A 26836-nucleotide genomic window follows, 5' to 3' on the forward strand; every position below is an offset into this window, starting at 1 on the left:
CGTGTGCACGACAGAACACCGGCCTGCGGTGTGAAGGCAGGCGAATAACCTGTCGTGCGCGGTCTTCGTCACCGAAAGGCACGCGGGGTCATCGCCAGATGACCGAGGTCTGCCCACGGCAACCCCCTGAGTCTAGGCGAGATGCCGCGATGCACCAAATCAGCGCTGGTCCGGGGGTGCGGCCAGGTCAGTCCCGGGCGAAGGCCGCGGCGATCTCGCGGGCCACGTCGACGTAGTCGGCGGCCGAGATGTCGACGACGACCTTGGCGATGGTCCCGCCGGTGAACTCGAACGGCGCAGGGTAGGCACTGAACACGGCCTGCCCGGAGTTGCGGCCCACCGCGATGGTGTTGCCGGCCAGTCCGAAGGTACCCGGATGCACCCGCACATTGGCCCGGGTCGCGACGACGACGTCGTCGACGTAGAGCGACACCTCACCGAGTGGGGTGTGGCTGCCCTCGACCGTGCCGGTGCGCTGATAACGCACGCCGAACACATGGCTGCCCAGCGGCACCGCATCCGGGGCGGTGACCCGTTGCTCGTCCTCGCCCATGAAGTTGTAGACGTAGTCCAGCCGGCCCTCGGCGATAAACAACACGTGACCGCCGTGACCGCCGCCGTGTTTGAACAGCACGCCTTCGGCCTCGGCGGTCTCCACCGTGACTTCGGCCAGGATCGAGAACGACTGACCGCGCAGTTCCACCGCGGCGCCCATGCCGACATCGGCGGTGCCCGGGTAGTAGGTGAAGCTCTGCCGCTCCCCCGCCAGGTAGGGCCGCCAGCGTCCCATGGTCTCCACGATGTTCAGATCGGCCAGCGGCAACCCGTTGTACTTCTCGGCCTCGGCGAACCACAGCGCCTGCAGCTCTTCGAGTTTGTCAGGGTGCTGCTCGGCCAGGTCGCGGCATTGGCTGCGGTCGTTCGCGATGTGGAACAGTTCCCAGCGGTCGGACTCGAAGTTGCCCCAACCCGACGGGGTCGCAGCGTGCACGGTGTTGGCGAACCAGCCCCGGTGCCAGATGCCGCGGGTCCCCAGCATGCCGTAGAACTGGGTGTGCTTCCCGGTCGGCATGTCCGGATCTTTCAGTGCGGCAGCAAAGCTCATGCCGTCCAGCGGCTTCTGCGGAACACCGCGCACGGTGGCCGGCGCGGTGATGCCGAGCAGTTCGTAGATCGTCGGGGTGATGTCGCAGACGTTGACGTAGGTGTCGCGGACCTCGCCGTGCGCGTGGATCCCGTTGGGCCAGGAGATGATTGCTGCATCGGCGATCCCGCCTTCATGTGAGGCGTAGCGCTTGTAGAGCTTGTAGGGCGTGTTGAACGCCATGGCCCAGCCGATCGGATAGTGGCCGTAGGTCTCGGGGCTGCCCAGGGTGTCGTAGAACCGCAGGCTTTCCTCGACGGTGTCGATATAGCCGTTGAAGAACTTGACCTCGTTGACCGAGCCGTTGGGCCCACCTTCGCCGCTGGCGCCGTTGTCGGAGATCACCACGACGATGGTGTTGTCGAGCTGGCCGGTTTCGTCCAGATAGTCGAGGATGCGCCCGATTTGGTGGTCGGTGTAGGACAGGAACCCGGCGAACACCTCGGCCATCCGGGCGAACAGTCGCTGCTCGTCATCAGACAGCGTGTCCCACGGCCGTACGGTGTCCTGCTCTGGCCACGGTTGTCCGTCCGGTCCGGTCACATCGGAATACGGGTTGACCGGTGACAGTTCGGTGTCCGGTGGCACGATGCCCAACCGCTTCTGGTTGGCCAGCACGATTTCCCGGTACTGCTCGTAACCTATGTCGAAGCGGCCGGCGTAGCGGTCGGCCCATTCGGTGAACACGTGGTGCGGTGCGTGTCCGGCGCCCGGGCACAGATAGGAGAACCACGGCTTGTCCGGGGCGATCACCTTGGCGTCGCGGATGAACTCGATGGTCTTGTCGGCCAGATCCTTGGACAGGTGATAACCCTGCTCCGGGGTGGCCGGCGGCGGCACCGGATGGTTGTCGTAGACCAACTCCGGATACCACTGGTCGGTTTCGCCGCCGAGGAAGCCGTAGTACCGCTCGAAGCCGCGGGCCAGTGGCCAATGCCGTTTGGTGGCAGCAAGATTGGATTCCTCCAGCGGCGTCAGGTGCCATTTGCCGACGGCGTAGGTGTTCCAGCCGCGCTCGGCCAGCACCTCGGACAGCAACGCGGTCTCGGCCGGGATCCGGCCGTTGCAGTTCGGGAATCCGTCGGTGAACTCTTCGATCGTGGCCATCCCGACGGTGGTCGCGTTGCGGCCGGTGAGCAGCGCCGCGCGGGTCGGGGAACACAACGCGGTGGTGTGGAACTGGGTCAGGCGCACACCGCGTTCGGCGATCCGGCTCATGTTCGGCATGTCGACCAAACCACCGAAGCAGTCCCAGGTGCCGATGCCGACGTCGTCCCACACCAGGTACAGCACGTTGGGTGCGTCCGGCGGTGCGACCGGAGCCGCGTATGGTGTCCAGTCCGGCTCGGAATCGCGGATGTCCAAGGCGATCTTGCCGTTGAACTCGGTCGTCATTGGGGCGAGGTTACCCCGATCCGCGGCCCCACACAGGCGTTTGCCGCCGCCGCGCCTCAGGCCTCCGGCGGTGCCGGGTCGTCCACCCGGTACAGCCGCCAGACCGGTTGACTGTCGCCATCATTGGGGATCTCGAGTTCCAGTGCCGCGATGTCGGCGCCGGTTTCGTACAGCGTCGGGTAGCGCTGGTTGAGCGCATCGGAGACGCCGCGTCCGGTGGGCGGCACCGCCAGCAGATACCGGATGCCGTGGGCCACCGGGTCGTTGAGCAACCGGACGAAGTCCGGATCTGAGGGCACCACGAAGGTCTTGGGCTTGTTCGACGCCGCGACCACCGCGAAGCCGTACACCGTGTCGGTGATGACCGAACTCTCCGGCAGACCCAGATCGTCGAGGTACTGCGCTATCTGACGTTCGGTGCCGAACGTCGCGGCAATCCGGTTCTGCAGCGCCCGGTGCGCGCTGACGTCGTGCGGGTCAGGTGCCAGCACCGCGCCCAGCGCGTACTCCTGCGGCGCGTACTTGGGCAGACTCATACCGAAAGCCGTGACCGGCAGACCGAGCGCGAACACCACCGCCACCACCAGATAGCCGGCCGGTATCCGGCGGGTGGTCGGAGTATCCACTGGTGCAGCCGCGTAGCGGCCCGGCCGCTTGGCGGCGATCTGGGTTCCGTCCGGCACGGCCAGCAGCGCCAGGCAGGCACTGAACGGGATCGCGGCGATGTAGAACCGCAGGAACGGGAACGTCGCGCCGCTGGCGAAGGTGTAGGCCTGGAACGCCAGCACCGCACCGTAGGTCAGGACCGGGACCAGCAGCACGGTCCAGTGCGGCCGGCGCCAGCGCAGCCACCCGGCCCAGGCCAGGATCGGCAACAGGGTGGGCGCCAGCAGCGTGACGCAGACCGCGGCGAACACCAGCCCGCTGCCGAAGTCGGGGGCCGCCGCGCCGCCGGACTGTTCCAGGATCGCGGCGTTGCCGTACTGCGAACTGAACTGCGCGAAGGCGTCCCCGGTGATCAGCCAACTGGCCACCGCCCAGGCCACGAAGGCCGCCAGACCGGGCCCGCTGACCAGGATCACGTCCAGCAGTGCGCGCCGGATCCGGGGCGGACCGGTGGCCCGCAGGTACGTGGTAGTGCCGACCAAAACGGCGGCGGTGGCGATGGTGCCGACCGCGTCATAGCGGGTCAGGTACGCCATCCCCATTGCGATACCGCCGGCCGCGACCAGGTGGTGCACGTCGTCGTCGACCATCCACAGCACCAGTCGGCGGGTCGCCCAGGTCAAGAAGAACAGAAACGCCGCTTCGCTCATCCCGTTGGAGCCGTAGAACACGATCATCGGGTTGAGCGCGAACAGCGCGGTGATCGCGACGACGTAGCCGCGGGGCAGGCCGCGGTCGCTGCCGAATGCGAAGATCTGCACCACGGTGCCGGCCATGAACAGCGCCGACATCACCGAACCGGTGAATGCCCGGGCGGTCAGTTCCGGCCAGAGCGGCGCCAACAGCATCGCCGGGATCTGTGCAATCGCGGTCAGCGGAGTGAAGATGAAACCGATCGCCGCCAGATGTGGATCACGGCTGTAGAGCACGCTTTCGGTGGACTGCACCCGCGACAGCGCGTCGCCGAGGATGAAACCCTGCTGGACCTGCAGCCAGTAACCGACCGCCAGGTAGCCGATCGCGGCCACCCCGAAGATCAGCTGCCGGCAGCGTCGGTCGGTCACGGTTCGCCCGCCGGCTCGGGGTCGGGCTTGGCCGCCAGTCCGTGGAAGGTCTTCTCCCAGTAGGACGGATTCCGGATCAGCTGGTACAGCCCCTTGGCCGCCGCGACACTCATCATCAACCAGAAGGCCGGCACCGTCAGCGCCGGCACCAGCAGGTCGGACCGGTCGTCCTCACGCAGCGCGATCAGGTTCATGTACAGCGTGGCGGTGTTCCCCAACACCAGCGCGATCAGCGCGGGAAAGTAGATGTACCACGGGAACACCGCACCCACCAGGGCCGGTTGCCCGAGGAACCACAGGATGGTGATCAGCCAGAACAGCAGGTTGAGCACCGCGACGATCGGGGTGCCGGCCAACACCAGGTTGAACCGCAGGAAGCTGCGCGGCCCCAGCGTCCGGTAGAGCTTGCGGGGTTGCCGGATGTGCACCAGCCAGGTCTGCAGATAGCCCTTGTACCACCGTGATCGCTGCCGCACCCAGTTGATCGGGTCGCTGTTGGCCTCCTCCAGGGTGGCCGAGTCGATGACGGCGGTGTGATAGCCGGAGGCGTCGATACGCAGTCCGAGATCGGCGTCCTCGGTGACGTTGAACGGATCCCAGGCACCGATCTCGTCGAGCACGGTGCGGCGCAGATGATTTGAGGTGCCGCCCAACGGGATCGGCGACGAACTGTTCATCATGCCGGGCAGCAGATAGCCGAACCACAGCGCGTACTCGGCGGTGAACCAGCCGGTCAGCAGGTTCTGGTGGCCGTTGTGATAGGCCAGTTTGGCCTGCACGCAGGCGATCGTGGCGGGCAGGTCCTGAAAGGCCGCCGCGACCCGGCGCAGCTGCAGCGGCTCGGGCAGGTCCTCGGCGTCGTAGATGGTGACGATGTCACCGGTGGCGAAGTGCAGACCGTAGTTGCAGGCCTTGGGTTTGGTGCGGGGTTCGGCCGGTGGCACCAGAACCGTTGTGATGACGTCGGATTCACCGCATTTGGCGGCGGCCTGGATCGTGACGTCGTCATCGGCCTCCAGCAGCAGCAGCACCTGCAGCTTGTCCCGCGGGTAGCGCAGCGCGTCCATCGCGGCGATCAGGTCGCCGACCACCTCCGGTTCGTCGTAGGCCGGCACCAGGATGGTGTACCGCGGCAGGTCGGCGTCCGGGATGGCCAGGGCCCGCTCGTCGCTGATCGTGATCGGCCGGGTGCGCAGACCCTGCGCGAAGATCAGCACCCGGTCGGCCATGGTCAGGACGTAACCCAGGGTGCACAAGCCGATCAGCACCACCGCGGTGGTCAGCGGCTGCCACACGGCCGCGGCCACGGTGATCGCCAGCAAGGTGAGCAACGTCGGCTTCTGCCAGCCGTAGACCGCCGTCGAGGCCGACTGCAGCGGATGTTCTTCGCGCAGTCCGTTGATCGCCCGGTCCAGCGCGTAGGCCTGCTCGGACGCGCCGATTTCGGGGCTGGTGGTCATTGTGCACCCCCGTCGCGCTGGGATTGCTGGCCCACCAGGGCGCGACCGAACGTGGTGAGCAACCCGGCGTCCTTGTACTCGGGATACTCGTAGAAGCTGGCCGAGGTGCCGCGGAACAGCACGGTGAACATCGCGTTGAGCGTGGGCCCCACCCCGCCGGTGGGTTGCGGGAAGGGCGCGTCGTCCTCGTGGTCGTCCACCGCGATGGCCAGCACCCGGCGGGTCACCGCCCCGTCGGTCCAGGTCCACATCAGGCCGTTCCAGGTGACCAGGATGCGGTCGTCGACCACCGAGAACATCGCACCCTCGACCCCGGATCCCAGGTCCACCGTTTCCACGCCGCTGAGCCGAATACCGCCGACCCGGTAGAGCATCCGGACCGGATAGACGTTGAGCGAGAACGGCCGGGTGGTGGTGACGGTATCCAGCATCAAGGTCCGCGGCCGGCCGTACTTGTCGTGCACCGGGTCGCCCACTTCGGCGACCAGCTTCTGTCGCACCAGCGTGGCGCCCCGGCCGTAGAGTCGGCTGACCCAGGTGTAGGTGCGGGTGTCGCTCACCTGCCAACCCGGCGGCGCCGGCAGCGGTGCGGCGAAGTCGACGGTTTCGGTGCGCGTCGCCGGCGCCACCGTGTCGACCTCGGGTAGCCGCACCAACGCCAGCGCGACGGCGACCACCAACACCAGCGGCACCGCCGACCAGATCTGGTTGGCCGCAAGGGGTTCGACCTTGCGGTCGAGCACCCGCTTGGGTGCACCGCGGCGCGCGGCCAGAAACATCGATGAGCCCACCAGACAGATCGCGGTCAGCGACGGCACGAACTGGTAGACCCACAGCGGGGCGTCCGGTGCGAAGATCGCCAGAACCACCAGGATGAGCAGTCCGACCGCCCAGGCCAGCGTCGAGCCCAGCCAGGCCCGGGTGACGTGGCGTCCGACCGCGACCGCGGTCGCGGTGGCGGCGATGATCAGGGTGACCGCCCCGGCGGCCAGCCGGTGACCGCCGAGGAAGATCACCATCAGGTAGTACGGCAGCGGGAACACCATGAACGCCACCGCCCAGGCCCAGCCGTACCGGATCACCGGACGCAGCCCGAACAGCGCCACGCTGCCGCTGACCACGAACAGCCACATCGCGACCAGGTCCAAGCGCAGCAGATGAAAGTAGAGCCCGTAGCGCGGCAGCAGCACGGCGTGCAGCAGCACGGCCATCACCAGGCCCATCGTGCCCACGATGACGTCGGTCTGCCGGTCGTGGATCGGCAGTTCGGTGCGGTTGCGCCGGGCGATGCCGACCGCGGCCAGCACCGCGGCGACCGGGACCAGCAGCAGATAGCCGCCCACGCCGCCGCCAAGCAGGGTCTGCACCACGCTGGCGATCGAAGCGTGGAACGCCAGCCCGGTGAGCAACACGATGTAGGCCCACCGCAGTACCAGCCGCCAGACCGGCGGCATGCGCTGATACCAGGGCGCACGCGGTGGCGCGGCCTCCGGGGCCGCCGGACTGGGCGCGATCATCTCAGCCGGTCCGCTCCTTGCGCCGCTCGGCCAGCACCCGCCACCCGGTGATCAGCGCGACCGCGGCCAGCAGCCCGCCACCGAGCCACCACCAGGGCGCGGTGCTGGCGTCCGCGACGTCTTCCTGCGCCCCCAACGCGGAGCTGTCGGCAACGTCGATCGCGATCGGATCGCGGTCCGGTACCGAGATCAGGGCCACCCCGTTGATCACCGACCACCGCCGCTCGTCGGAGCCGAGCCAGCTCAGCAGGTCGTCGAGTTGTCCGGGGGCGCCGTTGCTGCTGGCGATGAACAGCGTCCGGTCGCGCTGGTACACCGTCTGCAGCGACGCGAAGCGCAACTCGGGCACCAGGGTCACCGTGGTCGGTTCGCCGGCGTCGTCGAAACCGTCGATGGTGGTCGGTACCGTGTCGGGTTCGCGGATCGGTAACTCGATGTCGGGATGGTCCCACCCGTCGGGCGAGATCAGCACGGCCGGGCCGGCCGCGTCCAGCGCCTCACCGACCGGCACCACGGCGGTGTCGATCGGCAGCGCGCTGAGCCGCTGCAGTCCGGTCATGATCGCCACCGCGCGCACGGTGTCGCCGAACGTGTCGTCGTTGATCCCGACCAGCACGCGCGGCATCAGCGCCTGCGGCAGCGACTGAAACCCTTCCGGGACCGGCGGTCGGGCCGGCCGGCTGGTCACCACGGTCTCACCGTCGATGGTCGGCGTGATGGGCTGGAATTCGCCGCAGCGTCCGGTGTTGCCGGAGATGTTCACCTGCACGGCCAGCGTGGTGAACCGCTGCAGCAACCGGTCCGGCACGTCCACCCAGCGGTCCACCACGCCGTCGGGGGTGGCCGGCCACCGGTCGATCGTCTCGTTGCCGACCGAGGCGACCAGTTGGCCGCCGATGTCGCCGGGCAGCGGTGTGTAGGAGCCCTGCAGGTGCACCCGCAGGTCGTGCGCGGAGCGGCCCAGCCGGGGTCTGGTCCAGCGAAATACCCACCTGCGGGTTCAGCGCAGTGGCGTTCACCCCGGGCTGGCCCAGTTTGCGCAGCGTGGTCTCGTTGCCCGGCAACTGCGGTGTCACGTTGAGCGGACCGGCGACGGCCTTGGAGCTCAGCGCGAACCGGCCCAGGTTGCTGGTCAGCAGCCGGGTCTGGTTCATTAGCTCATGCGCCGGGCCCGCGATCAGCAGCGCCGGTGCGGCCGGGTCGCCGTACAGCGAAACCCCCGGGTCCGCTGCCCTCGGCGATCACCAGGTGTCGCTCGAAGGGCGCTGTGCTGACCGCCGGCGGCTGGTTGCGGTCCCAGCGCCGCACGAAGATCTCCGGGTTCTGCCCGCGGTAGCGGGCCGCCAGTGCGGTCGCCAGCTTGACCGCGGCGTCGGACTCGGCGTTGGTGGGCTGCGCGCCCAGGTGGATCACCGCCCGCCGCAGCACCGGCGGCAGGAAGTCGGCGACCACGGTGGGTTCGGTCTCCCGGCCGGTGAAGCTGACCGACGCCTCGGTCAGCCGCAGCGGGTTGGTCGGGTCCAGGCAGTAGCCGTCGACCGGGAGCAGATAGCTGCGCAGCAGCACCGAGACCGCGTTCTCCTCCACCCGGGCGCCCTGCAGCGGCAGCACCACCGGGCCGGGTACCGGCGGCACCTCCACCCGGGCGAGCACCCGGTCGTCCTGGATCACGGTCAGGGTTCCGCTGCTGACGTTCACCGGGAGTTGGGTGACGGCGTTCAGCGTCGCCGGCGTCATACCGCGAGGTACCGGGATGGTGAGGGTCTCGGTGCCGATCTGCCCGTAGAACAGCACGTCGCGCTCCGAGCCCAGGTCGGTCAGCGCCACGGTCTGCAGGCCGGCCGGCGCGGGTTCGGCCGCGGGATCAGCCGACGCGGTCGGCACCAGGCCGGCCGGCCCGATCGCCAGCACCAGACTGCAGATCAGGGCGCAAATTTGCTGCTTCATCGCAGAAAGAGTAGGCAGTCCGGCGTCGTCGACAGACCAAGTCGCGCGGATGTTATCGAGCGGAACCCGCAGCACCGGTCCGGAAAACCAGAAATGCCCCCGGGAACTTCTCGTTCCGGGGGCATCTGTGGGGCTTTAGACCTACTTGGCCCTCTCCAGCACCTCGACCAGGCGCCAGCGCTTGGTCGCCGAGGTCGGTCGGGTCTCCATCAACGAGACCCGGTCGCCGATGCCGGCGTCCTCGTTCTCGTCGTGCGCCTTGACCTTCTTGGTGGTGCGGATGATCTTGCCGTAGAGCGGGTGCATCTTGCGATCCTCCAGCTCGACGACGATGGTCTTCTGCATCTTGTCGCTGACCACGTAGCCGATGGCAGTCTTACGACGGCCGCGCGGCTTCTCGGTCCGGGGCGTGTTCTTCGGGCCCTTGGCGCCCTCGGTCTTCGTCTCTGCCATTACGCTTCCTCACCTGCGGGCCCGCTGGCCAGGCCCAGTTCACGTTCGCGCAGCACCGTGTAGACGCGCGCAATCTCCTGCCGCACCGTGCGCAGCCGACGGTTGTTGTCGAGCTGGCCGGTCGCCATCTGGAAGCGCAGCTTGAACAGCTCTTCCTTGGACTCGCGGACGCGCTCGGTCAGCTCTTCGTCGGTGAGCTCGCGCAGTTCGCCGGCGGACACTCCCACTGCCATCAGAACTGCTCCTCTCGGGTAACGATGCGTGCCTTGATCGGCAACTTGTGCATCGCGCGGGTCAGTGCGGCCCGGGCGATCTCTTCATTGGGGTAACTCAGCTCGAACAGCACGCGTCCGGGCTTGACGTTGGCCACCCACCACTCCGGCGAACCCTTACCGGAGCCCATCCGGGTTTCGGCCGGCTTCTTGGTCAGCGGGCGGTCCGGGAAGATGTTGATCCACACCTTGCCGCCACGCTTGATGTGCCGGTTGATGGCGATACGCGCGGACTCGATCTGCCGGTTGGTGATGTAGGCGTGCTCGAGCGCCTGGATGCCGTACTCACCGAACGCCACCGTGGTGCCGCCACTGGCTAGCCCACGCTGCCGCGGGTGGTGCTGCTTGCGGTGCTTGACCTTGCGGGGAATCAGCATGACTAGCTCTCCGTGCTCTCTGCTGCCGGTGCCTCCGCCGCGGGTGCGGCGGATGCGGTGGCAGCCGTGTCCTCGGTCGCGGCCCGGCCGGCCTCGGTGCTGGTGGCCGTGGTGCCCGACGAACCGCTGCGACGCGGCCGGCTGCCCGACGGGCGCTCCCGGCGCGGCCGGTCAGCGGCGGGTGCGGCGGCGGCCAGCTCACGCTTGCCACCGACGACGTCGCCCTTGTAGATCCACACCTTCACGCCGATCCGGCCGAAGGTGGTCTTGGCCTCGTACAGGCCGTAATCGATGTCGGCGCGCAGCGTGTGCAGCGGCACCCGCCCCTCGCGGTAGAACTCCGAACGGCTCATCTCCGCACCGCCGAGTCGACCCGAGCACTGCACCCGGATGCCCTTGACGTTGGGCTGACGCATCGCCGACTGGATCGCCTTGCGCATCGCGCGACGGAACGCCACGCGGTTGCTCAGCTGCTCGGCGACACCCTGAGCGACCAGCTGGGCCTGCGCCTCGGGGTTCTTGACCTCGAGGATGTTGAGCTGGACCTGCTTGCCGGTCAGCTTCTCCAGGTCGGCCCGGATCCGGTCGGCCTCGGTGCCGCGGCGGCCGATCACGATGCCCGGACGCGCGGTGTGGATGTCCACCCGCACCCGGTCACGGGTGCGCTCGATCTGCACGTCGGCGATGCCGGCGCGCTCCAGGCCGGTGGCCAGCAGCTTGCGGATCGCGACGTCTTCCTTGACGTAGTCCGCGTACTGCTTGTCGGCGTACCAGCGGGACTTCCAGTCGGTGGTGATACCGAGCCGGAAACCGTGCGGGTTGATCTTCTGGCCCACTACTGCGAGCCTCCCTTCACCTCTGCGGAGGCCTCGGTGGTCTTGGGGGCAGCCTTCTTCGCGGCGGCCTTGCTGGCCTGCGCACGACGGGAACGTGCCGAAGCCGCCGAGTCTGCGCCGCGGCCACCCTTGTTCTTCGGCGGCCGGCTCTCCACGATCACCGTGATGTGGCTGGTGCGCTTACGGATCCGGAACGCGCGCCCCTGCGCGCGCGGCCGGATGCGCTTGGCGGTGGGGCCCTCGTCGGCGTAGACCGTGGCGACCACCAGGGTGGCCGGGTCCAGACCCTCGTTGTTCTGCGCGTTGGCGGCAGCGCTGGCGATCACCTTGGCGACCGGCTCGCTGGCGGACTGCGGCGCCCAGCGCAGGATGTCCAGCGCCTCGGCGACGGACTTGCCGCGGACCAGATCGATGACCCGGCGCGCCTTGGTCGCCGAGACCCGCACGAAACGGGCCTGCGCGGTTGCGGACGGATACTCAGTAGTCGTAGTCATTAGCGCCGCTTACTCTTCCGGTCGTCCTTGATGTGACCCTTGAAGGTCCGCGTCGGGGCGAACTCGCCCAGCTTGTGACCGACCATCGCCTCGGTGACGAACACCGGGACATGCTTGCGACCGTCGTGGACGGCGAAGGTGTGCCCGATGAAGTCCGGGATGATGGTGGACCGACGCGACCAGGTCTTGATGACCTGCTTGGTGTTCTTCTCGTTCTGGACGTCGACCTTCTTGAGCAGATGGTCGTCGACGAACGGACCCTTCTTGAGGCTACGAGGCATCGTCTATTCCTTTCCGGCCTTAGCGCTTCTTGCCGGTGCGCCGGCGTCGGACGATGAGCTTGTCGCTCGGCTTGTTGGGCTTGCGGGTGCGGCCCTCGGGCTTACCCCACGGGCTGACCGGGTGGCGACCACCGGAGGTCTTGCCTTCACCACCACCGTGCGGGTGGTCGACCGGGTTCATCACGACACCGCGGACGCTGGGACGCTTGCCCTTCCAGCGCATCCGGCCGGCCTTGCCCCAGTTGATGTTGGCCTGCTCGGCGTTGCCCACCTCACCGACGGTGGCGCGGCAGCGCACGTCGACGCGACGGATCTCACCCGAGGGCATCCGCAGCGAGGCGTAGGCGCCTTCCTTACCGAGCAGCTGGATGCTGACACCGGCGCTGCGGGCCAGCTTGGCGCCGCCGCCGGGCCGCAGCTCCACGGCGTGGATCACGGTGCCGGCCGGGATGTTGCGCAGCGGCAGGTTGTTGCCCGGCTTGATGTCGGCGTTGGCGCCCGACTCGATCACATCGCCCTGCGAAATGCCTTCCGGGGCAATGATGTAGCGCTTCTCACCGTCCAGGTAGTGCAGCAGGGCGATGTTGGCGGTGCGGTTCGGGTCGTACTCGATGTGCGCGACCTTGGCGTTGACGCCGTCCTTGTCGTGCCGACGGAAGTCGATCACCCGGTAGGCGCGCTTGTGACCGCCACCCTTGTGCCGGGTGGTGATCCGACCGTGCGCGTTACGACCGCCCTTGCCGTGCAGCGGGCGCACCAACGACTTCTCCGGGTGATCACGGGTGATCTCGGCGAAGTCGGAGACGCTGGCACCGCGGCGACCCGGGGTCGTCGGCTTGTACTTGCGAATTCCCATGTCAGTTCAGTCCTCTGATTCCTGGGCCTCAGGCCGGCGTTTCGAACACGTCGATCGGCTTGCTGCCGGCGGCCAGGGTCACGATCGCGCGCTTGGTGCTCTTGCGCTTTCCGAAGCCGGCCCGGGTGCGCTTGCGCTTGCCCTGCCGGTTGGCGGTGTTCACCGAATCGACCTTGACGTCGAAGATCTTCTCGATCGCGATCTTGATCTGCGTCTTGTTCGAATCCGGGTGCACCACGAAGGTGTACACATTGTTCTCGATCAGCCCGTAGGACTTCTCCGAGATCACCGGGGCGAGGATCACGTCGTGGGGGCTGGACAGGCTTGCCATCAGGCCGACACCTCCTCAGTCTGGTTCGCGGCGTTGGCCTCGATGTAGGCGTGCAGCGCTTCGACGCTGAACACCACGTCGTCGGCGTTGAGCACGTCGTAGGTGTTGAGCTGGTCCGGCGAGATGATGTGCACACCGGGCAGGTTGCGGGCGCTGAGCTGGCCGACCTCGTCGGTGCGGCCGATCACCAGCAGCACCTTCTTGTTACCGGTCAGATCGGCCAGGAACGCCTTGGCGCTCTTGGTCGACGGGGTCTGACCGCTGACCAGTTCGGTGATCGCGTGGATCCGGTCGTTGCGGGCCCGGTCGGAGAGCGCACCGCGCACCGCGGCGGCGATCATCTTCTTGGGCGTGCGCTGGCTGTAGTCGCGCGGCTTGGGGCCGTGCACGATGCCACCACCGGTGAACTGCGGAGCGCGGGTCGAACCCTGGCGGGCGCGACCGGTGCCCTTCTGCCGGTAGGGCTTCTTGCCACCGCCGCGGACCTCGCCGCGGGTCTTGGTGGAGTGCGTGCCCTGCCGCTTGGCGGCCAGCTGCGCGGTGACCACCTGGTGCATCAGCGCGATGTTGGGTTCGACGTCGAAGAGGGCGGCCGGCAGTTCGACCGTGCCTTCCTTCTTGCCGTCCGGGGTACGAACGTCGATTGCGAGTGCCATGACTACTTCTCACCTCGTTTGATCGCACTGCGAACCATGACCAGTCCGCCGTTGCGTCCGGGGATGGCGCCCTTGATCAGCAGCACGCCGTTCTCGGCGTCGACCTTGTGCACCTTCAGGTTCTGGGTGGTCACCTTGTCGTTGCCCATCCGGCCCGACATCCGGGTGCCCTTGAAGACGCGGCCCGGGGTGGCACAGCCACCGATCGAACCGGGCCGGCGGTGCACCGCCTGGGCACCGTGGCTGGCACCCTGGCCGGAAAAGCCGTGCCGCTTCATGGTGCCGGCGAAGCCCTTGCCCTTAGAGGTGCCGGTGACGTCGACGTAGCTGCCGTCGGCGAAGATCTCGGCGGTCAGTTCCTGACCCACCTCGTACTCACCGGCCGCGGTCTCGTCGTCGAGCCGCAGCTCGGCGAGGTGCCGACGCGGGTTGACCCCGGCGGCGGTGTACTGACCGGTGAGCGGCTTGTTCACCTTGCGCGGGCTGATCTCGCCGTAGGCGAGTTGCACTGCGCTGTAACCGTCGCGCTCCGGCGTGCGGATGCGCGTCACAACGTTGGGCCCGGCCTTGACGACCGTCACGGGAACGACCTTGTTGTTCTCATCGAACACCTGCGTCATGCCCAGCTTGGTGCCCAGGATGCCTTTACGTGCCATTTCTTGGGTCTCCTACTGGATGTTCACGTCGACGCTGGCCGGCAGATCGATGCGCATCAAGGCGTCAACGGTCTTCGGCGTCGGGTCGAGGATGTCGATCAGGCGCTTGTGCGTACGCATCTCGAAGTGCTCGCGCGAGTCCTTGTACTTGTGCGGAGACCGGATGACGCAGTACACGTTCTTCTCGGTCGGCAGCGGCACCGGACCAACCACGCTGGCGCCGGTACGGGTGACCGTCTCCACGATCTTGCGCGCCGAGGCGTCGATCGCCTCGTGGTCGTAGGCCTTGAGCCTGATGCGGATCTTTTGTCCCGCCACGCTTCTCCTACCTCACTACTCTCTGGCCCCAAGAAGGGCCGCTGGTCTACCCAGTCGTCTCCGGCGCGTACGCGCTCGGATGCCGCCGCTGTTTACCTGTCTGTGGTTCACCGACCCCCGCAATCGGGCGTGTCGCCCGAAATTGATGTTGGGGACCGGACGCGCCCGTGCGGGCGCCGGTCGCGCCCCGAGCAGGCGAACCCGCCGCAAGGCAACCCGAACAGTATGCCCTAGATCGGGCCATGCTCCAAATCCCTGCGGGCGCTTCAGTGGGCCCAGAAATCGCAGTGATGCTGCACGCCGAAATCGGTGCGCAGTTGGTTGCCGCCGAGTTGCAAGGACAGCACCGGAGCGTCGGCGCCGGTGCGGGCCGGCCAGGCTTGGCCGTCGGGACTTCCGGTGGCCACAAACCGGCTCCAGTAGTCGATCATCTGCTCGGACAACTTCTGCTGCGCCGGGTTCAGCGCGGGCGCCCCGCCGACGTCGAACAGATAGCGCAACTCCAGCGAGTGGGTGGCGCCGACGTCGAACGGCACGGCGCGCAGCGGATCCGGCGCCGGCACGGTGCGGTCGTCGAACTGGTAGGTGTAGACCGGCGCGGCCGCCGACAGGTCCGCGGCGATCCGATCGGCGACGCACGCGAACAACCCGTCGGTGACCGCGGCGGCGTACGCCAACGGCACACCGCCGTCGTAGCCGGCGGGTGGGTATTGCGCGGCGATGGCCGCGGCGTCCCGGCCCGGGAACGCTTCGGCCAGCAGCGCCGGATACTGCGCGACGGTCGGCAGCCGGTGCTCGCGCAGATACCGCAGCGCGACGAACAGGGTGAACTCGTCGCGGGTGGTGCCGATCAGCACCGGCACCGGCGCGGCCCGCCCGGCTGCCATCGCGGCCATCGGATCCTCGGGCAGCAGCGGGGTGTCCGCCACCGGTCCGCTGAGCCGCTCCCCGCCCAGCGGGGTGTAGCGCAGCGGCGCGATCAGCGCCCGCGCCGGCAACGCCCGCAGGCAGGCCGCGGCGTGCTCGTCGTCGGGACAACCCAGGCTTTCGGCGTACTCGGCGCTGAGCTGCTGCGCCGCGGGCAGTTCGATCGGGTCCGCACACGGCCCGCTGTGCAGGATCGCGGCGCCGAACAGGCCGGCGGATTCCGGCGAGACCAGGTGGTCGCACACCGAGACCGCGCCGGCGGACTGGCCGGCCACCGTGACCCGATCCGGGTCGCCGCCGAATGCGGCGATGTTGTCGCGCACCCAGCGCAGGGCGGCCTGCTGATCGGCCAGACCGTAGTTGCCGACGGCAGCGTCGGCGCCGAACGCGGGGTGGGCCAGGAAACCGAGTGCACCGAGCCGGTAGTTGACGGTGACCACGACGAGATCACCGCGGGTGGCCAGCCAGGCCGCGTGATAGATGTCGGCGCTGCCGTTGAGGAAGGCCCCGCCGTGGATCCACACCAGCACCGGACGGGCCTCGGCGCCGGTCGGGGTCCAGACGTTGAGCGACAGGCAGTCTTCGTCGGTGCGCAGCCCGAAGCCGGGATCGGCCGCGGTGTCCTGGATGCAACGCGCGCCCGGGCTGGTCGCGTTGCGGATGCCGGACCAGGCCGGCGCCGGTTGCGGCGCGGCCCAGCGCAGCGCACCGACCGGGGCTGCTGCGTACGGAACGCCTTGGAAGAGTCGGTAGCCGGGTTCGACCACTCCGCGTACCGCTCCGGCCGCGGTGTGCACGACGGCCGGGTCGGCCGGCGCCGGCGCCGGCGCCGAGGGGGCCGCGCAACTGATCAGACCCATCGCCGCAGCGATGACCAGGATCCGTCGTAGCGGGCCGCGCCCCACGAGCACCGAGCGTACGGCAGCGGCAGCGCGGGTTTCGGGACCAAAGTCATCCGTTTCCTGGATGTTGTTGCCAAAGCCGGGTTGAATAACTCTAATTCTCTTGACACCCGTCAACTCCCCCAGTCCGCGAGGAGCCGCAATGTCCACCCCGACCGCCACCCGCCCGCAGCCCGAGCAGGGCCTGGTGCTCGCCGACCCGGCCGCCTACGCCGACGACGACCGGTTGCACACCGCGCTGACCTGGTTGCGCGCCAACGCGCCGGTGGCCTGGGTGGACAACCCGCCCCGGTACCGCCCGTTCTGGGCGATCACCAAGCACGCCGACATCATGGACATCGAGCGCGACAACGAACTGTGGATCAGCGCACCGCGGCCGCTGCTGGCGCCGGCCGCGCTGGACGACCGGCTGATGGCCGACCGGGAGGCCGGCATCGGGCTGGAGACGCTGATCCACATGGACGATCCGCAGCACCGCGACGTGCGCAAGATCGGCGCCGACTGGTTCCGGCCGAAGGCCATGCGCGCGCTCAAGGTGCGCGTCGACGAGCTGGCCAAACGCTACGTCGACCGGATGCGCGACATCGGCCCGGAGTGTGACTTCGTCACCGAGATCGCGATCAACTACCCGCTATACGTGATCCTGTCGCTGCTCGGGCTGCCGGAGGACGACTTCCCGCGGATGCTGAAGCTGACCCAGGAGATGTTCGGCGGCGACGACGACGAACATCAGCGCGGCGGCACCCCCGAGGACATGATCGCGGTGCTGCTGGACTTCTTCAGCTATTTCAACGCGCTGACCGCGTCGCGCCGGGAGAACCCGACCGACGACCTGGCCTCGGCGATCGCCAACGGCACCATCAACGGTGCGCCGATGTCGGACATGGAGACCGTGTCCTACTACGTGATCGTGGCCAGCGCCGGGCACGACACCACCAAGGACGCCATCTCCGGTGGGCTGCTCGCCCTGATCGAGAACCCCGATCAGCTGCAGCGGTTGCGCAACGACATGAGCCTGATGCCGCTGGCGGTCGAGGAGATGATCCGGTGGAGCACACCGGTCAAGGAGTTCATGCGCACCGCGACCGCCGACACCGAGGTGCGCGGCGTGCCGATCGCCAAGGGCGAGTCGGTGTACCTGGCGTATGTGTCCGGCAACCGCGACGAGGACGTCTTCGACAATCCGTTCCAGTTCGACGTCGGCCGCGACCCGAACAAGCATGTGTCGTTCGGCTACGGCGTGCACTTCTGTCTGGGCGCGGCGCTGGCCCGGATGGAGATGAACAGCCTGTTCACCGAGCTGATCCCGCGGCTGGAGTCGATCGAGCTGGCCGGCGAGCCGAAACGGTCGGCGACCACGTTCGTCGGCGGCCTCAAGAGCCTGCCGATCCGCTACTCGCTGCGCTGAGCGGGTCTGCCGTAGACGTGTAGGAAACCGGTGACGGCCACCCGCACCGTCTCGCGGTAGTCCGGAGTGGCCAGGGTGCTCAGCTTGGCGGTGACCAACGGGCCGAGCAGCAGCGTGATTGCGGTGGCCCGGTCGAACTCGACGAGTTCGGCCTGGGCCTGCGGGCTGTCGAAGACCGCGTCGAACGGTGCGGCGTACTGCTGGGCGATGCGTTCCCGCAGGGTGCGGATCTCGGAGCTGTCGGAGTTGACCTCGGGCATCTGATCCAGGTCGCGGCCCAGCGCCAGCCAGTTCATCGCGGTCAGCAGCGCCGGCGCCTCGGCGATGTGGTCGGCCCAGGCCAGCAGCAACGCGGTGAGCCGCTCGGCCAGCGTGCCCTCTTCGGGCGGCATCGGCGCCGGCGGGATCATGCTGTGGAAGGCCGCGGCCAACAGGTCGTTGCCGGACGGGAAGTGCCGGTACAGCGTGGCGCGGGCGACGTTGGCGCCGCGCAGTACGGCGTCGACGGTCACCGCGCTGGGACCGCCGGACTGCAGCAGCGCGCTGGCGGCCTCCAGCAGCCGGGCCCGGGAGCGCGCCGGCCGCGGGTCAGTACGCTCGCTGCTCATTCCTCGCGCCCCTCTTGCGAATGCCATCCCCGATCTCTACAAGACTGTTAGTCTCGCACTAAGACTGTTGGTCTCGGCTGAAGGGCGCACCGCATGGTCGATACTTCCGTTCAGCGACCTCAGATTACCGATCCGGACGGTGGGTCCAGCCTGGGTACATCGCGTCGGCGGGTCTGGACCCTGATCGTGGCGTGCCTCGGCGTGCTGCTGGTGATCTCGTCGATGATCGCCTTGAACACCGCGCTGGGCGAACTGGCGTTGGACACCTCGGCCACCCAGACCCAGCTGACCTGGATCGTGGACAGCTACACGCTGGCGATGGCCTGTCTGCTGCTGCCGGCCGGCGCGATCGGTGACCGGTTCGGACGACGGGGCGCGATGGTGTTCGGCCTGGTGGTGTTCTGCCTGGCCTCGGCGGCGCCGATCCTGTGGGCCTCCCCCACTGCGCTGATCCTGGCGCGCGCAGCGGCCGGCGTGGGCTCGGCGTTCATCTTTCCGTCCACCCTGTCGCTGTTGACGTCGGCCTATCCGGCCGAGCAACGCACCAAAGCGGTCGGGATCTGGGCCGGGGTGGCCGGCAGCGGCGCGGTGGTCGGCATGCTCGGCACCGGCGGCCTGCTGCACTTCTGGCCGTGGCCGTCGATCTTCTGGGCGTTCACGCTGTCCTCGGCGCTGCTGATCGTGTTGACGTTGACCGTGGGCACCTCACGCGATGCCGAACGCAAGCCACTGGACTGGCGGGGCGCCGTGCTGATCGCCTGCGCGGTGGCACTTTTCGTGTACGGCATGCTGGAGGCCCCGGCGCGCGGCTGGAGCCATCCGATGGTGTGGGGCTGCCTGGCGGCCGGCCTGCTGCTCGCCGGCGTTTTCGGCTATGTCGAACTGCGACAACGGTATCCGCTGTTGGATGTCCGGCTGTTCGGCGATCCGAGGTTCGCCACCGGAGCCGCCGGGATCACCGTCTTCTTCCTGGCGATGTTCGGCTACTTCTTCATGGCCATGCAGTTCATCCAGTTGGTGCTGGGCTACAACCCGATCCAGACCGCAGTGGCGCTGGCCCCGCTGTGCGGCCCGATGCTGGTCCTCTCGGCATTGTCGTTCTGGTATCTGCCCAAACTGGGGCTGCGGCTGGTGGTCTTCGTCGGCCTGCTGCTGGTGGCGGCCGGCTTCTACTGCATGACCTTCACCGAATTGGACTCGCCGTACTGGGATCTCGCCTGGCCACTGATCATCCTGAGCACCGGCGTCGGCTTCTGCACCGCGCCCACCACCACGGCGATCATGACCTCGGTACCGGACGGCAAGCAGGGTGTGGCCTCGGCGGTCAACGACACCACCCGGGAGATCGGCGCGGCGCTGGGTATCGCGTTCACCGGATCGCTGTTGGCCTCGGTGTACACCGATTCGCTGGCGCCACACCTGAACCCGTTCCCACCCGAGGTGCGCGCAGCTGCGCTGCGCTCACTCGGTGAGGCGCTCGGAGTGGCCGAGCGGATGGGACCGTCCGGTGCGCAGTTGGCCGAGCTGAGCAAGGTGGCGTTCCTGGAAGCGGTGGGCGCCACCGGTACCGCGCTGGCGATCGTGCTGGCGGTGGCGGCCACCCTGATCGCGCTGTGGGCCCCGGGCCGCGACGGCCGGCAGCTGGCGCCGATCCGGGCGCTCAGGTCAGCTCGCCGGCGACGAACTCGGCAGCCCGATGAGCCAGCATCACCGTCGTCGCATGCGGACCCCGACTCGGAATCGACGGCATGATCGAGCCGTCGATCACCCACAGTCCGTCCACCCCGCGCACCCGGCAGCGCGCATCGAGCACCGCGTGCGGATCGCCCTCGGCGCCCATCGGCGCGGTGCGGCACAGATGCTGCGAGGTGGACCAGATTGGCTCGCCGACATTCGTTGTGGCCGACAGCATTTCCTTGACCAGCTGAGCACCGGACCGCAGTGCGGCCAGATCGGCCGGGTCACTGTCGTAGCGGTGCTCGATGCGCGGCGGGACGGCCGGATCCGGCGAGGTCAGGGTGAGCCGACCGCGCGAGTTCGGCTTCATCAGCGCCACCCCGACGTGCGGCCAGTCCGGATGTCCGGCCGGCCCGTCACCCACCATCGCGACGAATCCACCGGTGTAGGGTCGGATTTCGAGGCCATCGGAGGTACTGAGCACCACTTCCAGCACTGGTCGGCCGGCCTGCACGCCCCAGGTGGTGGGCAGTACCCACTCCGGGTGGTCCACGCTGGCCATCCCCACCGGCGCGGCCACTCGGACTCCAACCCCGGCCGCACGCAGCATGTCCGGTTCCCCGATACCGGAGAGCATCAGCAGGTGTGCCGAACCGATCGCGCCGGCACTCAGCACGATTCGATCGGCCGGGTAGGTCACGGCCTGCCCGTCCGGGCGCACCGCCAGCGCCCCGCTGACCCTGGTGCCGCTGAACAGGAGTCGGACCACTCGGGTGCCGCTGTGCACGTGCAGGTTGGGCCGATCCAGCACGGGTTCCAGGAACGCCGCGCCCGGACCCATCCGGACCCCGTCGACGATGTTCAGCGGTACCGCACCGACGCCGTCAGGCAGACCGAACTGATCGGCCGAGTTCAGGTCCGTCAGCCAGGGGAAACCCATGCCTGCCGCGGATTGCACGAACTGCGCTGTGCTGCTGTTGATTTCGGCGGTGCGCTGGACCTGCACCGGACCGCAGCTACCGTGCCCCGCGCCACGCTGATCCAGGTCGGTTTCGATGACACAGAAGTGCCCGAGCACCTCGTCCCAGCCCCAGCCCGGCAGATCCCAGTCGGCGAAGTCGGCCGGTACCGCACGGCAGAAGTAGCCGCCGTTGACCGCGCCGGAACCGCCGACCGTCTTGCCGCGCACCAGCTGCACCTGGCGGGCCGGCTGCTCGGTCAGGGTGCTGGTGTAGCGGTTCACCAGCGGGCTCGCGGTGCCGACCGGCAGCCGGGTGGCGTCCCGGGTGAGTGCCCGGACCCCGGGGTCGGCCGGACCCGGCCCGGTTTCCAGTGCCCGCACCGTGCAGTCGGGATTCTGCGAAAGCCGTTCGGCCAGCACTGATCCGGCGCTACCGGTGCCGACGATCAGGACGTCGGCGCGGGGTGCTTCGGTCAACCCCGATCAGGCCTTGATCTGCGGCTTGAGCGGCCCGAGGTTGCGTTCCAGTACCACTCCGGCCCACAGACCTGCACCGTAGGCCAGGTCGTCGAGCCGCTTGAGCAGCAGATAGGGCAGCACCCCGATCGGTTTGACGTCGTCCTCGATGGCATGCCGGCGCTTGAGCCAATCGATCAGGCCGTCCAGGATCGCGGCCAGCAGCACCGCACGGCGCACGCGTCGGGAGAACAGTGCGGCCGTCACCGCCACCGGCCAGTAGTGCCGGCACACCGCGGTCGCCAACTGCAGCGCCGCCGCGCCGACACCGCGGGCCGCGACCGTCGCGACGTCACCGAACTGGGTTTCCGGGGCCCGCATCGACCGGGCGATCCGGCTCCCGCTGATCGCGGCAGCCAGCAGCGATCCCAGATAACCCAGCCGGGAGCCGAGCGCCAGCAGGATCCAGAGCAGCATGGTGGCTCCGGAGATCAGCACCGGGGCGGTCTTGTCCGGGTGCCGACTGGCCAGCGGTGCGGCCGAACTGCCGTAAAACGCCTTGCGCGCCAGCCATTCCCGTGGATCAGTGCGATGTTCGTGGGCGACCAGCGCAATCGGTTCATAGCGCAGCCGGGCACCGGACTCGATCAGCCGCCAGCACAGGTCGACGTCTTCGCCGGAGTGCAGCGCCTCGTCGAAGCCGCCGACGTCCAGCAGCGCCGAGCGACGGCAGATGATGGCCGCGCTGGGCACATAGGACACCGTGCCGTAGGGCACCACCGGGGCTTCGCGTTGGCCCAGGTCCAATGAGGAGCGCACCGCCTCGTAGCGGGCGACCAGGCTTTCGTTCTGGGTCAGTCCGACGATCCGCGGCGCCACCAGCGCGACCGCGGGATCGCAGAAGTGCCCCAGCAGCGCCTCCAGCCAGCCGCGCCGCGGCACCACGTCGGAGTCCAGGAAGGCCACGTACTCGGTGTGCGCCGCACGCAGGCCGGCGTTGCGGGCCGCGGCCGGACCGCGGCTGACCGGCAGCCGCAGCACCTCGACCTCGCAGTAGGTTTCATGAAAGTCGGCCGAGGTCAGCGGGGTCACCGAACCGTCGTCGACCACCAGAACCCGCAACCCACGCAGCACCGAAACCAAACGGTGCACACCAGATGGGTTGTCGCGCACCGGGATTACCACCGTCACCGCGCGATACGACGGCCCACCGGCTGGCCGCGGGTGCGCCACCGTGGCGTCCAGCAGGGTGCGCGCCAGTTGCGCGCTGACCGCGTCGTGCACCTCGAGCCGGCCGCCGCTGAGCAAAGTTTGCGCGGCCGGCGCCAAGCGCAGCAGCCGGGTCGGCGAACCGCCGAGCAACGCGGCACCATGGCCCAGCACCCGGACCCGCCGATCCACCTGCACGGCAAACCCGTTGGGGAGTCGCTGTTGACTCATGTCAGCAACCCGTCGGCCTGCGGCGTCCAGCGTCGGATCCGAGCCGCGCAGTCAGCCACCATCTGCTCGAAGATCCGCTGACCGGCCGTCGCGGTGGCCGTGGTCGGATCCCCCAGTACCCCCAGTTCGCTCACCGCGGCAATCCCCCCTCGGATCACGGTCGGCAGCAGTTCGGCCAGCGGAGCCACATTTCCCGGACGGGCTTCGGCGACCCGCACGTCGGCAGGTGAAAGATGCAGCAATAGCGAGGTTTCGGTGTGCCCGGCGTGCGCATCACCACCGGGCACCAGGCACGGACACCACGCGGCGTCCCGGCCTTCGGCGCGCAACGTGCCGACCGCGGCGCGCAGCGCAGCCAGGTTGCCGCCGTGACCGTTGACGAATACCAGCCGGTCAGCCCAGCAACACGCCGAGCGGCCGTACTCCACCAACAGCTCGGTCAACACTTCGACGCCGATCGAGATGGTGCCCGGAAAGTCCTGATGCTCGCCGCTGGCGCCGTAGGCCAGCGCAGGTGCCACCAGGCAGCCGGGCTCGGTGCCCAGCCGCTCGACGGCCCCGCGGGCCACCGCGGATGCGATCCGGGTGTCGGTGTCCAGCGGTAGGTGAGGGCCGTGCTGCTCGGTGGATCCGACCGGGACGATCACGACAGGTGCTGCGCCATTGAGCTGCTGCGAGGTCGAATTCGCAAGTTCAGCCGCCAATGCCACCCCGCGATGGTAAGCCGAATTCACCTGGCGTGTACCGCTTGTTGGTTCCCAAGATGATTTTCTTTCACCGAGCTGCCGACCGGTGCCGACGCGGCGTTCACGTTCGTCCCGTCTGCCCCGCGCGTACCAGCCGATCTGGACTCGATCAACCAAACTCAGTTCTGCTCGCGCGGCACCCCGAGCGTACGGAAGAAACCGTCCGGCGCCAGGATGTCCTCGGGCGTCAGGTCGTGGATCGAGGACTTGCCCAGGCCGCGCAGTGCCGAGTCGATCCCGCCGGACAAGATGTCCAGCACGTTCTCCACGCCGGCCTGCCCGTTGGCCGCCAGGCCCCACAGGTAGGCCCGGCCGATCATCACCGCACGCGCACCCAGAGCAACGGCCTTGACCACGTCGCTGCCTCGCCGGACGCCGCCGTCCAGCAAAACCTCGATCTGGTCGCCGACGGCGTCGGCGATGGCCGGCAGGCAGCGGATCGCCGCCGGCGTGCCGTCCAGGTTGTTGCCGCCGTGGTTGGACACCGTGATTGCCGAAACCCCGGCGTCCACAGCACGTTTGGCGTCGTCGACGCGGACGGTGCCCTTGAGCAGGAACGGCGCGTCCGGCCACTGCTCGCGCAGCCAGGCGATGTCCTCCCAGGTCGGCGGCGGGGTGCCCATCCACTGGCCGTAGGCCTCGAAGAAGGTGGGTCCCCGTTCACCGCGTCGGCCCTGGTTGGGCACCCGCAGGTCCGGTGGCCGCAGCGTCTTGGCGAAGCTGAAGAACCAGCGTGGCTTGGTGATCGCCTCGGGCGCCATCTTGAGCATGGTGCGCAGATCCATCTGCTCGGGGATCTTCGGGCTGCCCCAGTCCCGCCCGTGGCTGAAACTCCAGTCGGTGGTGACGATCAGTCCCTTCGCGCCGGCATCCTTGGCGCGCTGCACCCGTTCGGCGATCTCGTCGCGGCTGCCCAGCCAGTAGATCTGGAAGAGGATCTTGTCGTTGACCGCGGTGACCTCCTCCATCGGCTTGGAGGCGAACGAGGACAACCCCATCGCGGTGCCGCGCGCGGCCGCGGCCCTGGCCACCGCCACCTCACCGTCCGGGTCGACCGCCTGCACACCGGTCGGCGAGATGATGACGGGCAGCGAAATCTCCTGTCCCAGCACGGTTGTCGCCTGGTCCCGCTTCTCGGTGGCACCCACCACATGCGGGGCGAAGCCGAGTTCGGCGAAGGCCTCGACGTTGTCGGAGACCGTCACGCCCTTTTCGCTGGCCGAGATCAGCGACGAGTAGGCGGATTTGGGCAGTCGCTTCTTGGCCCGCTGCTGGGCGATGGCGACGGTCTCGAACCAGGTATCACGAGCCATGAGATCAGATTGGACTTTCGTTGCAGAACTTCTTGGGCGGGACGGTCAGGAGCTTGAGCGGGATCGGCCCCTTGCGGCCGCCGCTGCGGGAGTGGTCGACGCTGGACTTGGGCTTGTCCCGGTCGAGTGCCAACGCGGGTTCGCCATAGCCCTGCACGCATTCGGGATCCGGGCCGTCCATCGGCAGACCGGTGAAGAACTTGGCCGCCATGCAGCCACCGCGGCAGGCGTCGTAGTGCCCGCAACTGCCGCAGGCACCCGGCGACTGCGGTGCGCGCAGGTCGGCGAACAGCTGCGAGTTCTGCCAGATGTTGGCAAATCCGTTGTCAGTCAGGATGTTTCCGGCCAGGAAGTTCTCGTGGATGGCGAACGGGCAGGCGTACACGTCGCCCACCGGGTCGATCAGGCAGACCACCCGGCCGGCGCCGCACAGGTTCAGGCCGGCCAGCGCGCCGGGCTCGCCCAGCCCGGACAGGTGGAAGAACGAGTCGCCGGTCAGCACCCGTTCACCGTGCGCCACCAGCCAGTCGTAGAGCTGAACCTGCTGCGCCGGGGTGGGGTGCAGGTCATCCCAGACGTCGGCGCCGCGGCCGGACGGACGCAGCCGGGTGATCCGCAGCGTGGCACCGTAGTGGTCGGCCAGCGCCTTGAAGTCGTCGAGCTGGTCGATGTTGTGCCGGGTGACCACCACCGAGATCTTGGCGTCGGCGAAGCCCGCGGCGCGCAGATTCTCCAGGGCCCGCACCGCCATCGCGAACGAACCGGGGCCGCGCACCGCGTCGTTGACCTCCGCGGTGGCGCCGTCCAGCGAGATCTGCACGTCGACGTAGTCGCTGGCGGCCAGCTTGGCGGCCACCTCCTCGGTGATCCGAACCCCGTTGGTGGAGAACTTGACCCCGACGTGGTGTTCGGTGGCGTAGTCCACCAGCTCCCAGAAGTCCGAGCGCACAGTGGGTTCGCCGCCACCGATGTTGACGTAGAACACCTGCATGCGTTCCAGTTCGTCGATGATGGCCTTGCACTGCTCGGTGCTCAGCTCGCGCGGGTCACGCTTACCCGACGAGGACAGGCAGTGCACGCAGGACAGATTGCACGCGTAGGTCAGTTCCCAGGTCAGGCAGATCGGGGCGTCCAGTCCACGTTCGAACTGGTCGACCAGCCTGGGCACGGGGGCCACGGAGGTCATGGTTGCTCCTCGTCTTCACCAGATGTCGAGCGGGGGATCAGCATGTTCGAGCCGGCCAGCACTTGCAGGGCCCGTAAGTACGGTTCTTGCGCATCGTCGTCGATACCCGCTGCGCGACAGGCGGATCGGACGTCCTGGTGGTCATCGAGTGCGGAGACCAATTCCAAGATGGTGCGGTTCTTCAGGAAGGACAACTTGCGGGTGCCGAAGTGGTAGAGCAGCGCGCCGAATGGTTCCGGCCGCACCGCCACCTGCGGGTGCAGACGCCAGCCGCGATCCGGGTCGAACGCGAGAGCGCGTTCCACCCCGGCCGCGACCGGCGCCTCCGCCATGGTCAGTAGACCCCGCACATGCCGTCGATGGACACCTCTTCCACCAGCGACTCGGAGACCAGTTCGGTGTCGGTGACCTGCTGGTTCTGCTCCATTGATGATCCACCTTTCAACGTGTGAGACTCGACACATCGGGCCTCGCCGGGACAGAATATGG

The 26836-nt window shown here is 68.4% G+C and carries 28 protein-coding genes; 2 read left to right on the forward strand and 26 right to left on the reverse strand.

The features are described from left to right. Positions 1 to 187: 187 nt before the first annotated feature. The 18 genes from AC5Y3P_RS10745 to AC5Y3P_RS10830 all read right to left on the reverse strand — a co-directional run bounded on the left by AC5Y3P_RS10745 (position 188) and on the right by AC5Y3P_RS10830 (position 16510). Positions 188 to 2539 carry an arylsulfatase gene (locus AC5Y3P_RS10745; RefSeq protein WP_500045875.1) on the reverse strand — a complete coding sequence of 784 codons (2352 nt, stop codon included), beginning with the start codon at positions 2537 to 2539 and terminating at the stop codon, positions 188 to 190. A 56-nt stretch (positions 2540 to 2595) separates the two neighbouring features. After that, positions 2596 to 4269 carry an ArnT family glycosyltransferase gene (locus tag AC5Y3P_RS10750; protein WP_500045876.1) on the reverse strand — a complete coding sequence of 558 codons (1674 nt, stop codon included), beginning with the start codon at positions 4267 to 4269 and terminating at the stop codon, positions 2596 to 2598. Further along, positions 4266 to 5729, reverse strand: a complete 1464-nt coding sequence (locus tag AC5Y3P_RS10755; protein WP_500045877.1) for a glycosyltransferase — start codon at positions 5727 to 5729, stop codon at positions 4266 to 4268. The genes AC5Y3P_RS10750 and AC5Y3P_RS10755 overlap by 4 nt, the downstream gene beginning before the upstream one ends. Further along, positions 5726 to 7246, reverse strand: a complete 1521-nt coding sequence (locus tag AC5Y3P_RS10760; RefSeq protein WP_500045878.1) for a hypothetical protein — start codon at positions 7244 to 7246, stop codon at positions 5726 to 5728. The genes AC5Y3P_RS10755 and AC5Y3P_RS10760 overlap by 4 nt, the downstream gene beginning before the upstream one ends. 1 nt (position 7247) lies before the next feature. Further along, the gene (locus tag AC5Y3P_RS10765) at positions 7248 to 8183 is read right to left on the reverse strand and encodes a hypothetical protein (protein WP_500045879.1); all 936 of its coding nucleotides are present in this window, start codon (positions 8181 to 8183) and stop codon (positions 7248 to 7250) included. A gap of 221 nt (positions 8184 to 8404) precedes the next feature. After that, a complete protein-coding gene (locus AC5Y3P_RS10770; protein ID WP_500045880.1) occupies positions 8405 to 9193 on the reverse strand; it encodes a hypothetical protein in 789 nt (262 codons plus the stop codon). Between the two features lie 141 nt (positions 9194 to 9334). Then, on the reverse strand, positions 9335 to 9646 hold the full coding sequence (rpsQ, locus tag AC5Y3P_RS10775) for a 30S ribosomal protein S17 (RefSeq protein WP_500045881.1): 312 nt from the start codon (positions 9644 to 9646) through the stop codon (positions 9335 to 9337). After that, positions 9646 to 9879 carry a 50S ribosomal protein L29 gene (gene rpmC, locus AC5Y3P_RS10780; RefSeq protein ID WP_500045882.1) on the reverse strand — a complete coding sequence of 78 codons (234 nt, stop codon included), beginning with the start codon at positions 9877 to 9879 and terminating at the stop codon, positions 9646 to 9648. Before rpmC ends, rpsQ begins: the two co-directional genes overlap by 1 nt. Continuing rightward, positions 9879 to 10295 (reverse strand): 50S ribosomal protein L16, encoded by a 417-nt coding sequence (rplP, locus tag AC5Y3P_RS10785; RefSeq protein WP_500045883.1) that lies wholly within the window; start codon positions 10293 to 10295, stop codon positions 9879 to 9881. Before rplP ends, rpmC begins: the two co-directional genes overlap by 1 nt. A gap of 2 nt (positions 10296 to 10297) precedes the next feature. Then, positions 10298 to 11131 (reverse strand): 30S ribosomal protein S3, encoded by an 834-nt coding sequence (gene rpsC / locus AC5Y3P_RS10790; protein WP_500045884.1) that lies wholly within the window; start codon positions 11129 to 11131, stop codon positions 10298 to 10300. Next, positions 11131 to 11625 carry a 50S ribosomal protein L22 gene (rplV, locus tag AC5Y3P_RS10795; RefSeq protein ID WP_500045885.1) on the reverse strand — a complete coding sequence of 165 codons (495 nt, stop codon included), beginning with the start codon at positions 11623 to 11625 and terminating at the stop codon, positions 11131 to 11133. The genes rpsC and rplV overlap by 1 nt, the downstream gene beginning before the upstream one ends. Then, positions 11625 to 11906: a 30S ribosomal protein S19 gene (gene rpsS, locus AC5Y3P_RS10800; RefSeq protein WP_003892827.1), complete on the reverse strand. Its 282-nt coding sequence runs from the start codon at positions 11904 to 11906 to the stop codon at positions 11625 to 11627. Before rpsS ends, rplV begins: the two co-directional genes overlap by 1 nt. 19 nt (positions 11907 to 11925) lie before the next feature. Further along, on the reverse strand, positions 11926 to 12762 hold the full coding sequence (gene rplB / locus AC5Y3P_RS10805) for a 50S ribosomal protein L2 (RefSeq protein ID WP_500045886.1): 837 nt from the start codon (positions 12760 to 12762) through the stop codon (positions 11926 to 11928). A gap of 28 nt (positions 12763 to 12790) precedes the next feature. Then, the gene (gene rplW, locus AC5Y3P_RS10810) at positions 12791 to 13093 is read right to left on the reverse strand and encodes a 50S ribosomal protein L23 (protein ID WP_500045887.1); all 303 of its coding nucleotides are present in this window, start codon (positions 13091 to 13093) and stop codon (positions 12791 to 12793) included. After that, positions 13093 to 13749 carry a 50S ribosomal protein L4 gene (gene rplD, locus AC5Y3P_RS10815; protein WP_500045888.1) on the reverse strand — a complete coding sequence of 219 codons (657 nt, stop codon included), beginning with the start codon at positions 13747 to 13749 and terminating at the stop codon, positions 13093 to 13095. Before rplD ends, rplW begins: the two co-directional genes overlap by 1 nt. Before the next feature lie 2 nt (positions 13750 to 13751). Continuing rightward, a complete protein-coding gene (gene rplC / locus AC5Y3P_RS10820) occupies positions 13752 to 14405 on the reverse strand; it encodes a 50S ribosomal protein L3 (protein WP_500045889.1) in 654 nt (217 codons plus the stop codon). 12 nt (positions 14406 to 14417) lie between these two features. Next, complete coding sequence (gene rpsJ, locus AC5Y3P_RS10825) at positions 14418 to 14723, reverse strand: 30S ribosomal protein S10 (RefSeq protein WP_003883485.1); 306 nt, start codon at positions 14721 to 14723, stop codon at positions 14418 to 14420. 266 nt (positions 14724 to 14989) lie between these two features. Continuing rightward, a complete protein-coding gene (locus tag AC5Y3P_RS10830) occupies positions 14990 to 16510 on the reverse strand; it encodes a carboxylesterase/lipase family protein (RefSeq protein WP_500045918.1) in 1521 nt (506 codons plus the stop codon). Between the two features lie 184 nt (positions 16511 to 16694). On the opposite strand from AC5Y3P_RS10830, the gene AC5Y3P_RS10835 reads away from it, so the two are divergent. Next, on the forward strand, positions 16695 to 17960 hold the full coding sequence (locus AC5Y3P_RS10835; protein WP_500045890.1) for a cytochrome P450: 1266 nt from the start codon (positions 16695 to 16697) through the stop codon (positions 17958 to 17960). Here the strand turns inward: AC5Y3P_RS10835 and AC5Y3P_RS10840 are convergent. After that, a complete protein-coding gene (locus AC5Y3P_RS10840; protein WP_500045891.1) occupies positions 17945 to 18568 on the reverse strand; it encodes a TetR/AcrR family transcriptional regulator in 624 nt (207 codons plus the stop codon). The two genes, AC5Y3P_RS10835 and AC5Y3P_RS10840, sit on opposite strands and share 16 nt — an antisense overlap. Positions 18569 to 18661: 93 nt before the next feature. Between AC5Y3P_RS10840 and AC5Y3P_RS10845 the strand changes: the two genes are divergently transcribed. After that, positions 18662 to 20320 carry an MFS transporter gene (locus AC5Y3P_RS10845; RefSeq protein WP_500045892.1) on the forward strand — a complete coding sequence of 553 codons (1659 nt, stop codon included), beginning with the start codon at positions 18662 to 18664 and terminating at the stop codon, positions 20318 to 20320. Here AC5Y3P_RS10845 and mftG read toward each other — a convergent pair. The 7 genes from mftG to mftA form a co-directional block, all read right to left on the reverse strand. Further along, positions 20229 to 21683, reverse strand: a complete 1455-nt coding sequence (gene mftG / locus AC5Y3P_RS10850) for a mycofactocin dehydrogenase MftG (RefSeq protein WP_500045893.1) — start codon at positions 21681 to 21683, stop codon at positions 20229 to 20231. The genes AC5Y3P_RS10845 and mftG overlap by 92 nt on opposite strands. 6 nt (positions 21684 to 21689) lie before the next feature. Then, the gene (gene mftF, locus AC5Y3P_RS10855; RefSeq protein ID WP_500045894.1) at positions 21690 to 23102 is read right to left on the reverse strand and encodes a mycofactocin biosynthesis glycosyltransferase MftF; all 1413 of its coding nucleotides are present in this window, start codon (positions 23100 to 23102) and stop codon (positions 21690 to 21692) included. Beyond that, positions 23099 to 23836: a mycofactocin biosynthesis peptidyl-dipeptidase MftE gene (gene mftE, locus AC5Y3P_RS10860; protein ID WP_500045895.1), complete on the reverse strand. Its 738-nt coding sequence runs from the start codon at positions 23834 to 23836 to the stop codon at positions 23099 to 23101. Before mftE ends, mftF begins: the two co-directional genes overlap by 4 nt. Before the next feature lie 131 nt (positions 23837 to 23967). Continuing rightward, positions 23968 to 25161: a pre-mycofactocin synthase MftD gene (gene mftD / locus AC5Y3P_RS10865; RefSeq protein WP_500045896.1), complete on the reverse strand. Its 1194-nt coding sequence runs from the start codon at positions 25159 to 25161 to the stop codon at positions 23968 to 23970. A 4-nt stretch (positions 25162 to 25165) separates the two neighbouring features. Then, positions 25166 to 26347 (reverse strand): mycofactocin radical SAM maturase, encoded by a 1182-nt coding sequence (mftC, locus tag AC5Y3P_RS10870; protein ID WP_500045897.1) that lies wholly within the window; start codon positions 26345 to 26347, stop codon positions 25166 to 25168. Next, on the reverse strand, positions 26344 to 26679 hold the full coding sequence (gene mftB, locus AC5Y3P_RS10875) for a mycofactocin biosynthesis chaperone MftB (RefSeq protein WP_500045898.1): 336 nt from the start codon (positions 26677 to 26679) through the stop codon (positions 26344 to 26346). Before mftB ends, mftC begins: the two co-directional genes overlap by 4 nt. A gap of 2 nt (positions 26680 to 26681) precedes the next feature. Further along, on the reverse strand, positions 26682 to 26774 hold the full coding sequence (gene mftA, locus AC5Y3P_RS10880) for a mycofactocin precursor MftA (RefSeq protein WP_500045899.1): 93 nt from the start codon (positions 26772 to 26774) through the stop codon (positions 26682 to 26684). Positions 26775 to 26836 lie beyond the last annotated feature (62 nt).

The organism is Mycobacterium sp. NGS45, assembly GCF_059812645.1.

Excerpts from the sequence above, each read along its gene's own strand:
- mftD (WP_500045896.1), bottom strand. The coding sequence starts at position 25,161 with ATGGCTCGTGATACCTGGTTCGAGACCGTCGCCATCGCCCAGCAGCGG.
- rpsS (WP_003892827.1), bottom strand. The coding sequence starts at position 11,906 with ATGCCTCGTAGCCTCAAGAAGGGTCCGTTCGTCGACGACCATCTGCTC.
- rplW (WP_500045887.1), bottom strand. The coding sequence starts at position 13,093 with ATGGCAAGCCTGTCCAGCCCCCACGACGTGATCCTCGCCCCGGTGATC.
- AC5Y3P_RS10755 (WP_500045877.1), bottom strand. The coding sequence starts at position 5,729 with ATGACCACCAGCCCCGAAATCGGCGCGTCCGAGCAGGCCTACGCGCTG.
- rplV (WP_500045885.1), bottom strand. The coding sequence starts at position 11,625 with ATGACTACGACTACTGAGTATCCGTCCGCAACCGCGCAGGCCCGTTTC.
- mftF (WP_500045894.1), bottom strand. The coding sequence starts at position 23,102 with ATGAGTCAACAGCGACTCCCCAACGGGTTTGCCGTGCAGGTGGATCGG.
- rplD (WP_500045888.1), bottom strand. The coding sequence starts at position 13,749 with ATGGCACTCGCAATCGACGTTCGTACCCCGGACGGCAAGAAGGAAGGC.
- AC5Y3P_RS10840 (WP_500045891.1), bottom strand. The coding sequence starts at position 18,568 with ATGAGCAGCGAGCGTACTGACCCGCGGCCGGCGCGCTCCCGGGCCCGG.
- AC5Y3P_RS10745 (WP_500045875.1), bottom strand. The coding sequence starts at position 2,539 with ATGACGACCGAGTTCAACGGCAAGATCGCCTTGGACATCCGCGATTCC.
- mftA (WP_500045899.1), bottom strand. The coding sequence starts at position 26,774 with ATGGAGCAGAACCAGCAGGTCACCGACACCGAACTGGTCTCCGAGTCG.
- AC5Y3P_RS10830 (WP_500045918.1), bottom strand. The coding sequence starts at position 16,510 with ATGGGTCTGATCAGTTGCGCGGCCCCCTCGGCGCCGGCGCCGGCGCCG.
- AC5Y3P_RS10770 (WP_500045880.1), bottom strand. The coding sequence starts at position 9,193 with ATGAAGCAGCAAATTTGCGCCCTGATCTGCAGTCTGGTGCTGGCGATC.
- AC5Y3P_RS10845 (WP_500045892.1), top strand. The coding sequence starts at position 18,662 with ATGGTCGATACTTCCGTTCAGCGACCTCAGATTACCGATCCGGACGGT.
- mftC (WP_500045897.1), bottom strand. The coding sequence starts at position 26,347 with ATGACCTCCGTGGCCCCCGTGCCCAGGCTGGTCGACCAGTTCGAACGT.
- rpsQ (WP_500045881.1), bottom strand. The coding sequence starts at position 9,646 with ATGGCAGAGACGAAGACCGAGGGCGCCAAGGGCCCGAAGAACACGCCC.
- rplC (WP_500045889.1), bottom strand. The coding sequence starts at position 14,405 with ATGGCACGTAAAGGCATCCTGGGCACCAAGCTGGGCATGACGCAGGTG.
- rplB (WP_500045886.1), bottom strand. The coding sequence starts at position 12,762 with ATGGGAATTCGCAAGTACAAGCCGACGACCCCGGGTCGCCGCGGTGCC.
- mftB (WP_500045898.1), bottom strand. The coding sequence starts at position 26,679 with ATGGCGGAGGCGCCGGTCGCGGCCGGGGTGGAACGCGCTCTCGCGTTC.
- AC5Y3P_RS10760 (WP_500045878.1), bottom strand. The coding sequence starts at position 7,246 with ATGATCGCGCCCAGTCCGGCGGCCCCGGAGGCCGCGCCACCGCGTGCG.
- rplP (WP_500045883.1), bottom strand. The coding sequence starts at position 10,295 with ATGCTGATTCCCCGCAAGGTCAAGCACCGCAAGCAGCACCACCCGCGG.
- rpmC (WP_500045882.1), bottom strand. The coding sequence starts at position 9,879 with ATGGCAGTGGGAGTGTCCGCCGGCGAACTGCGCGAGCTCACCGACGAA.
- AC5Y3P_RS10835 (WP_500045890.1), top strand. The coding sequence starts at position 16,695 with ATGTCCACCCCGACCGCCACCCGCCCGCAGCCCGAGCAGGGCCTGGTG.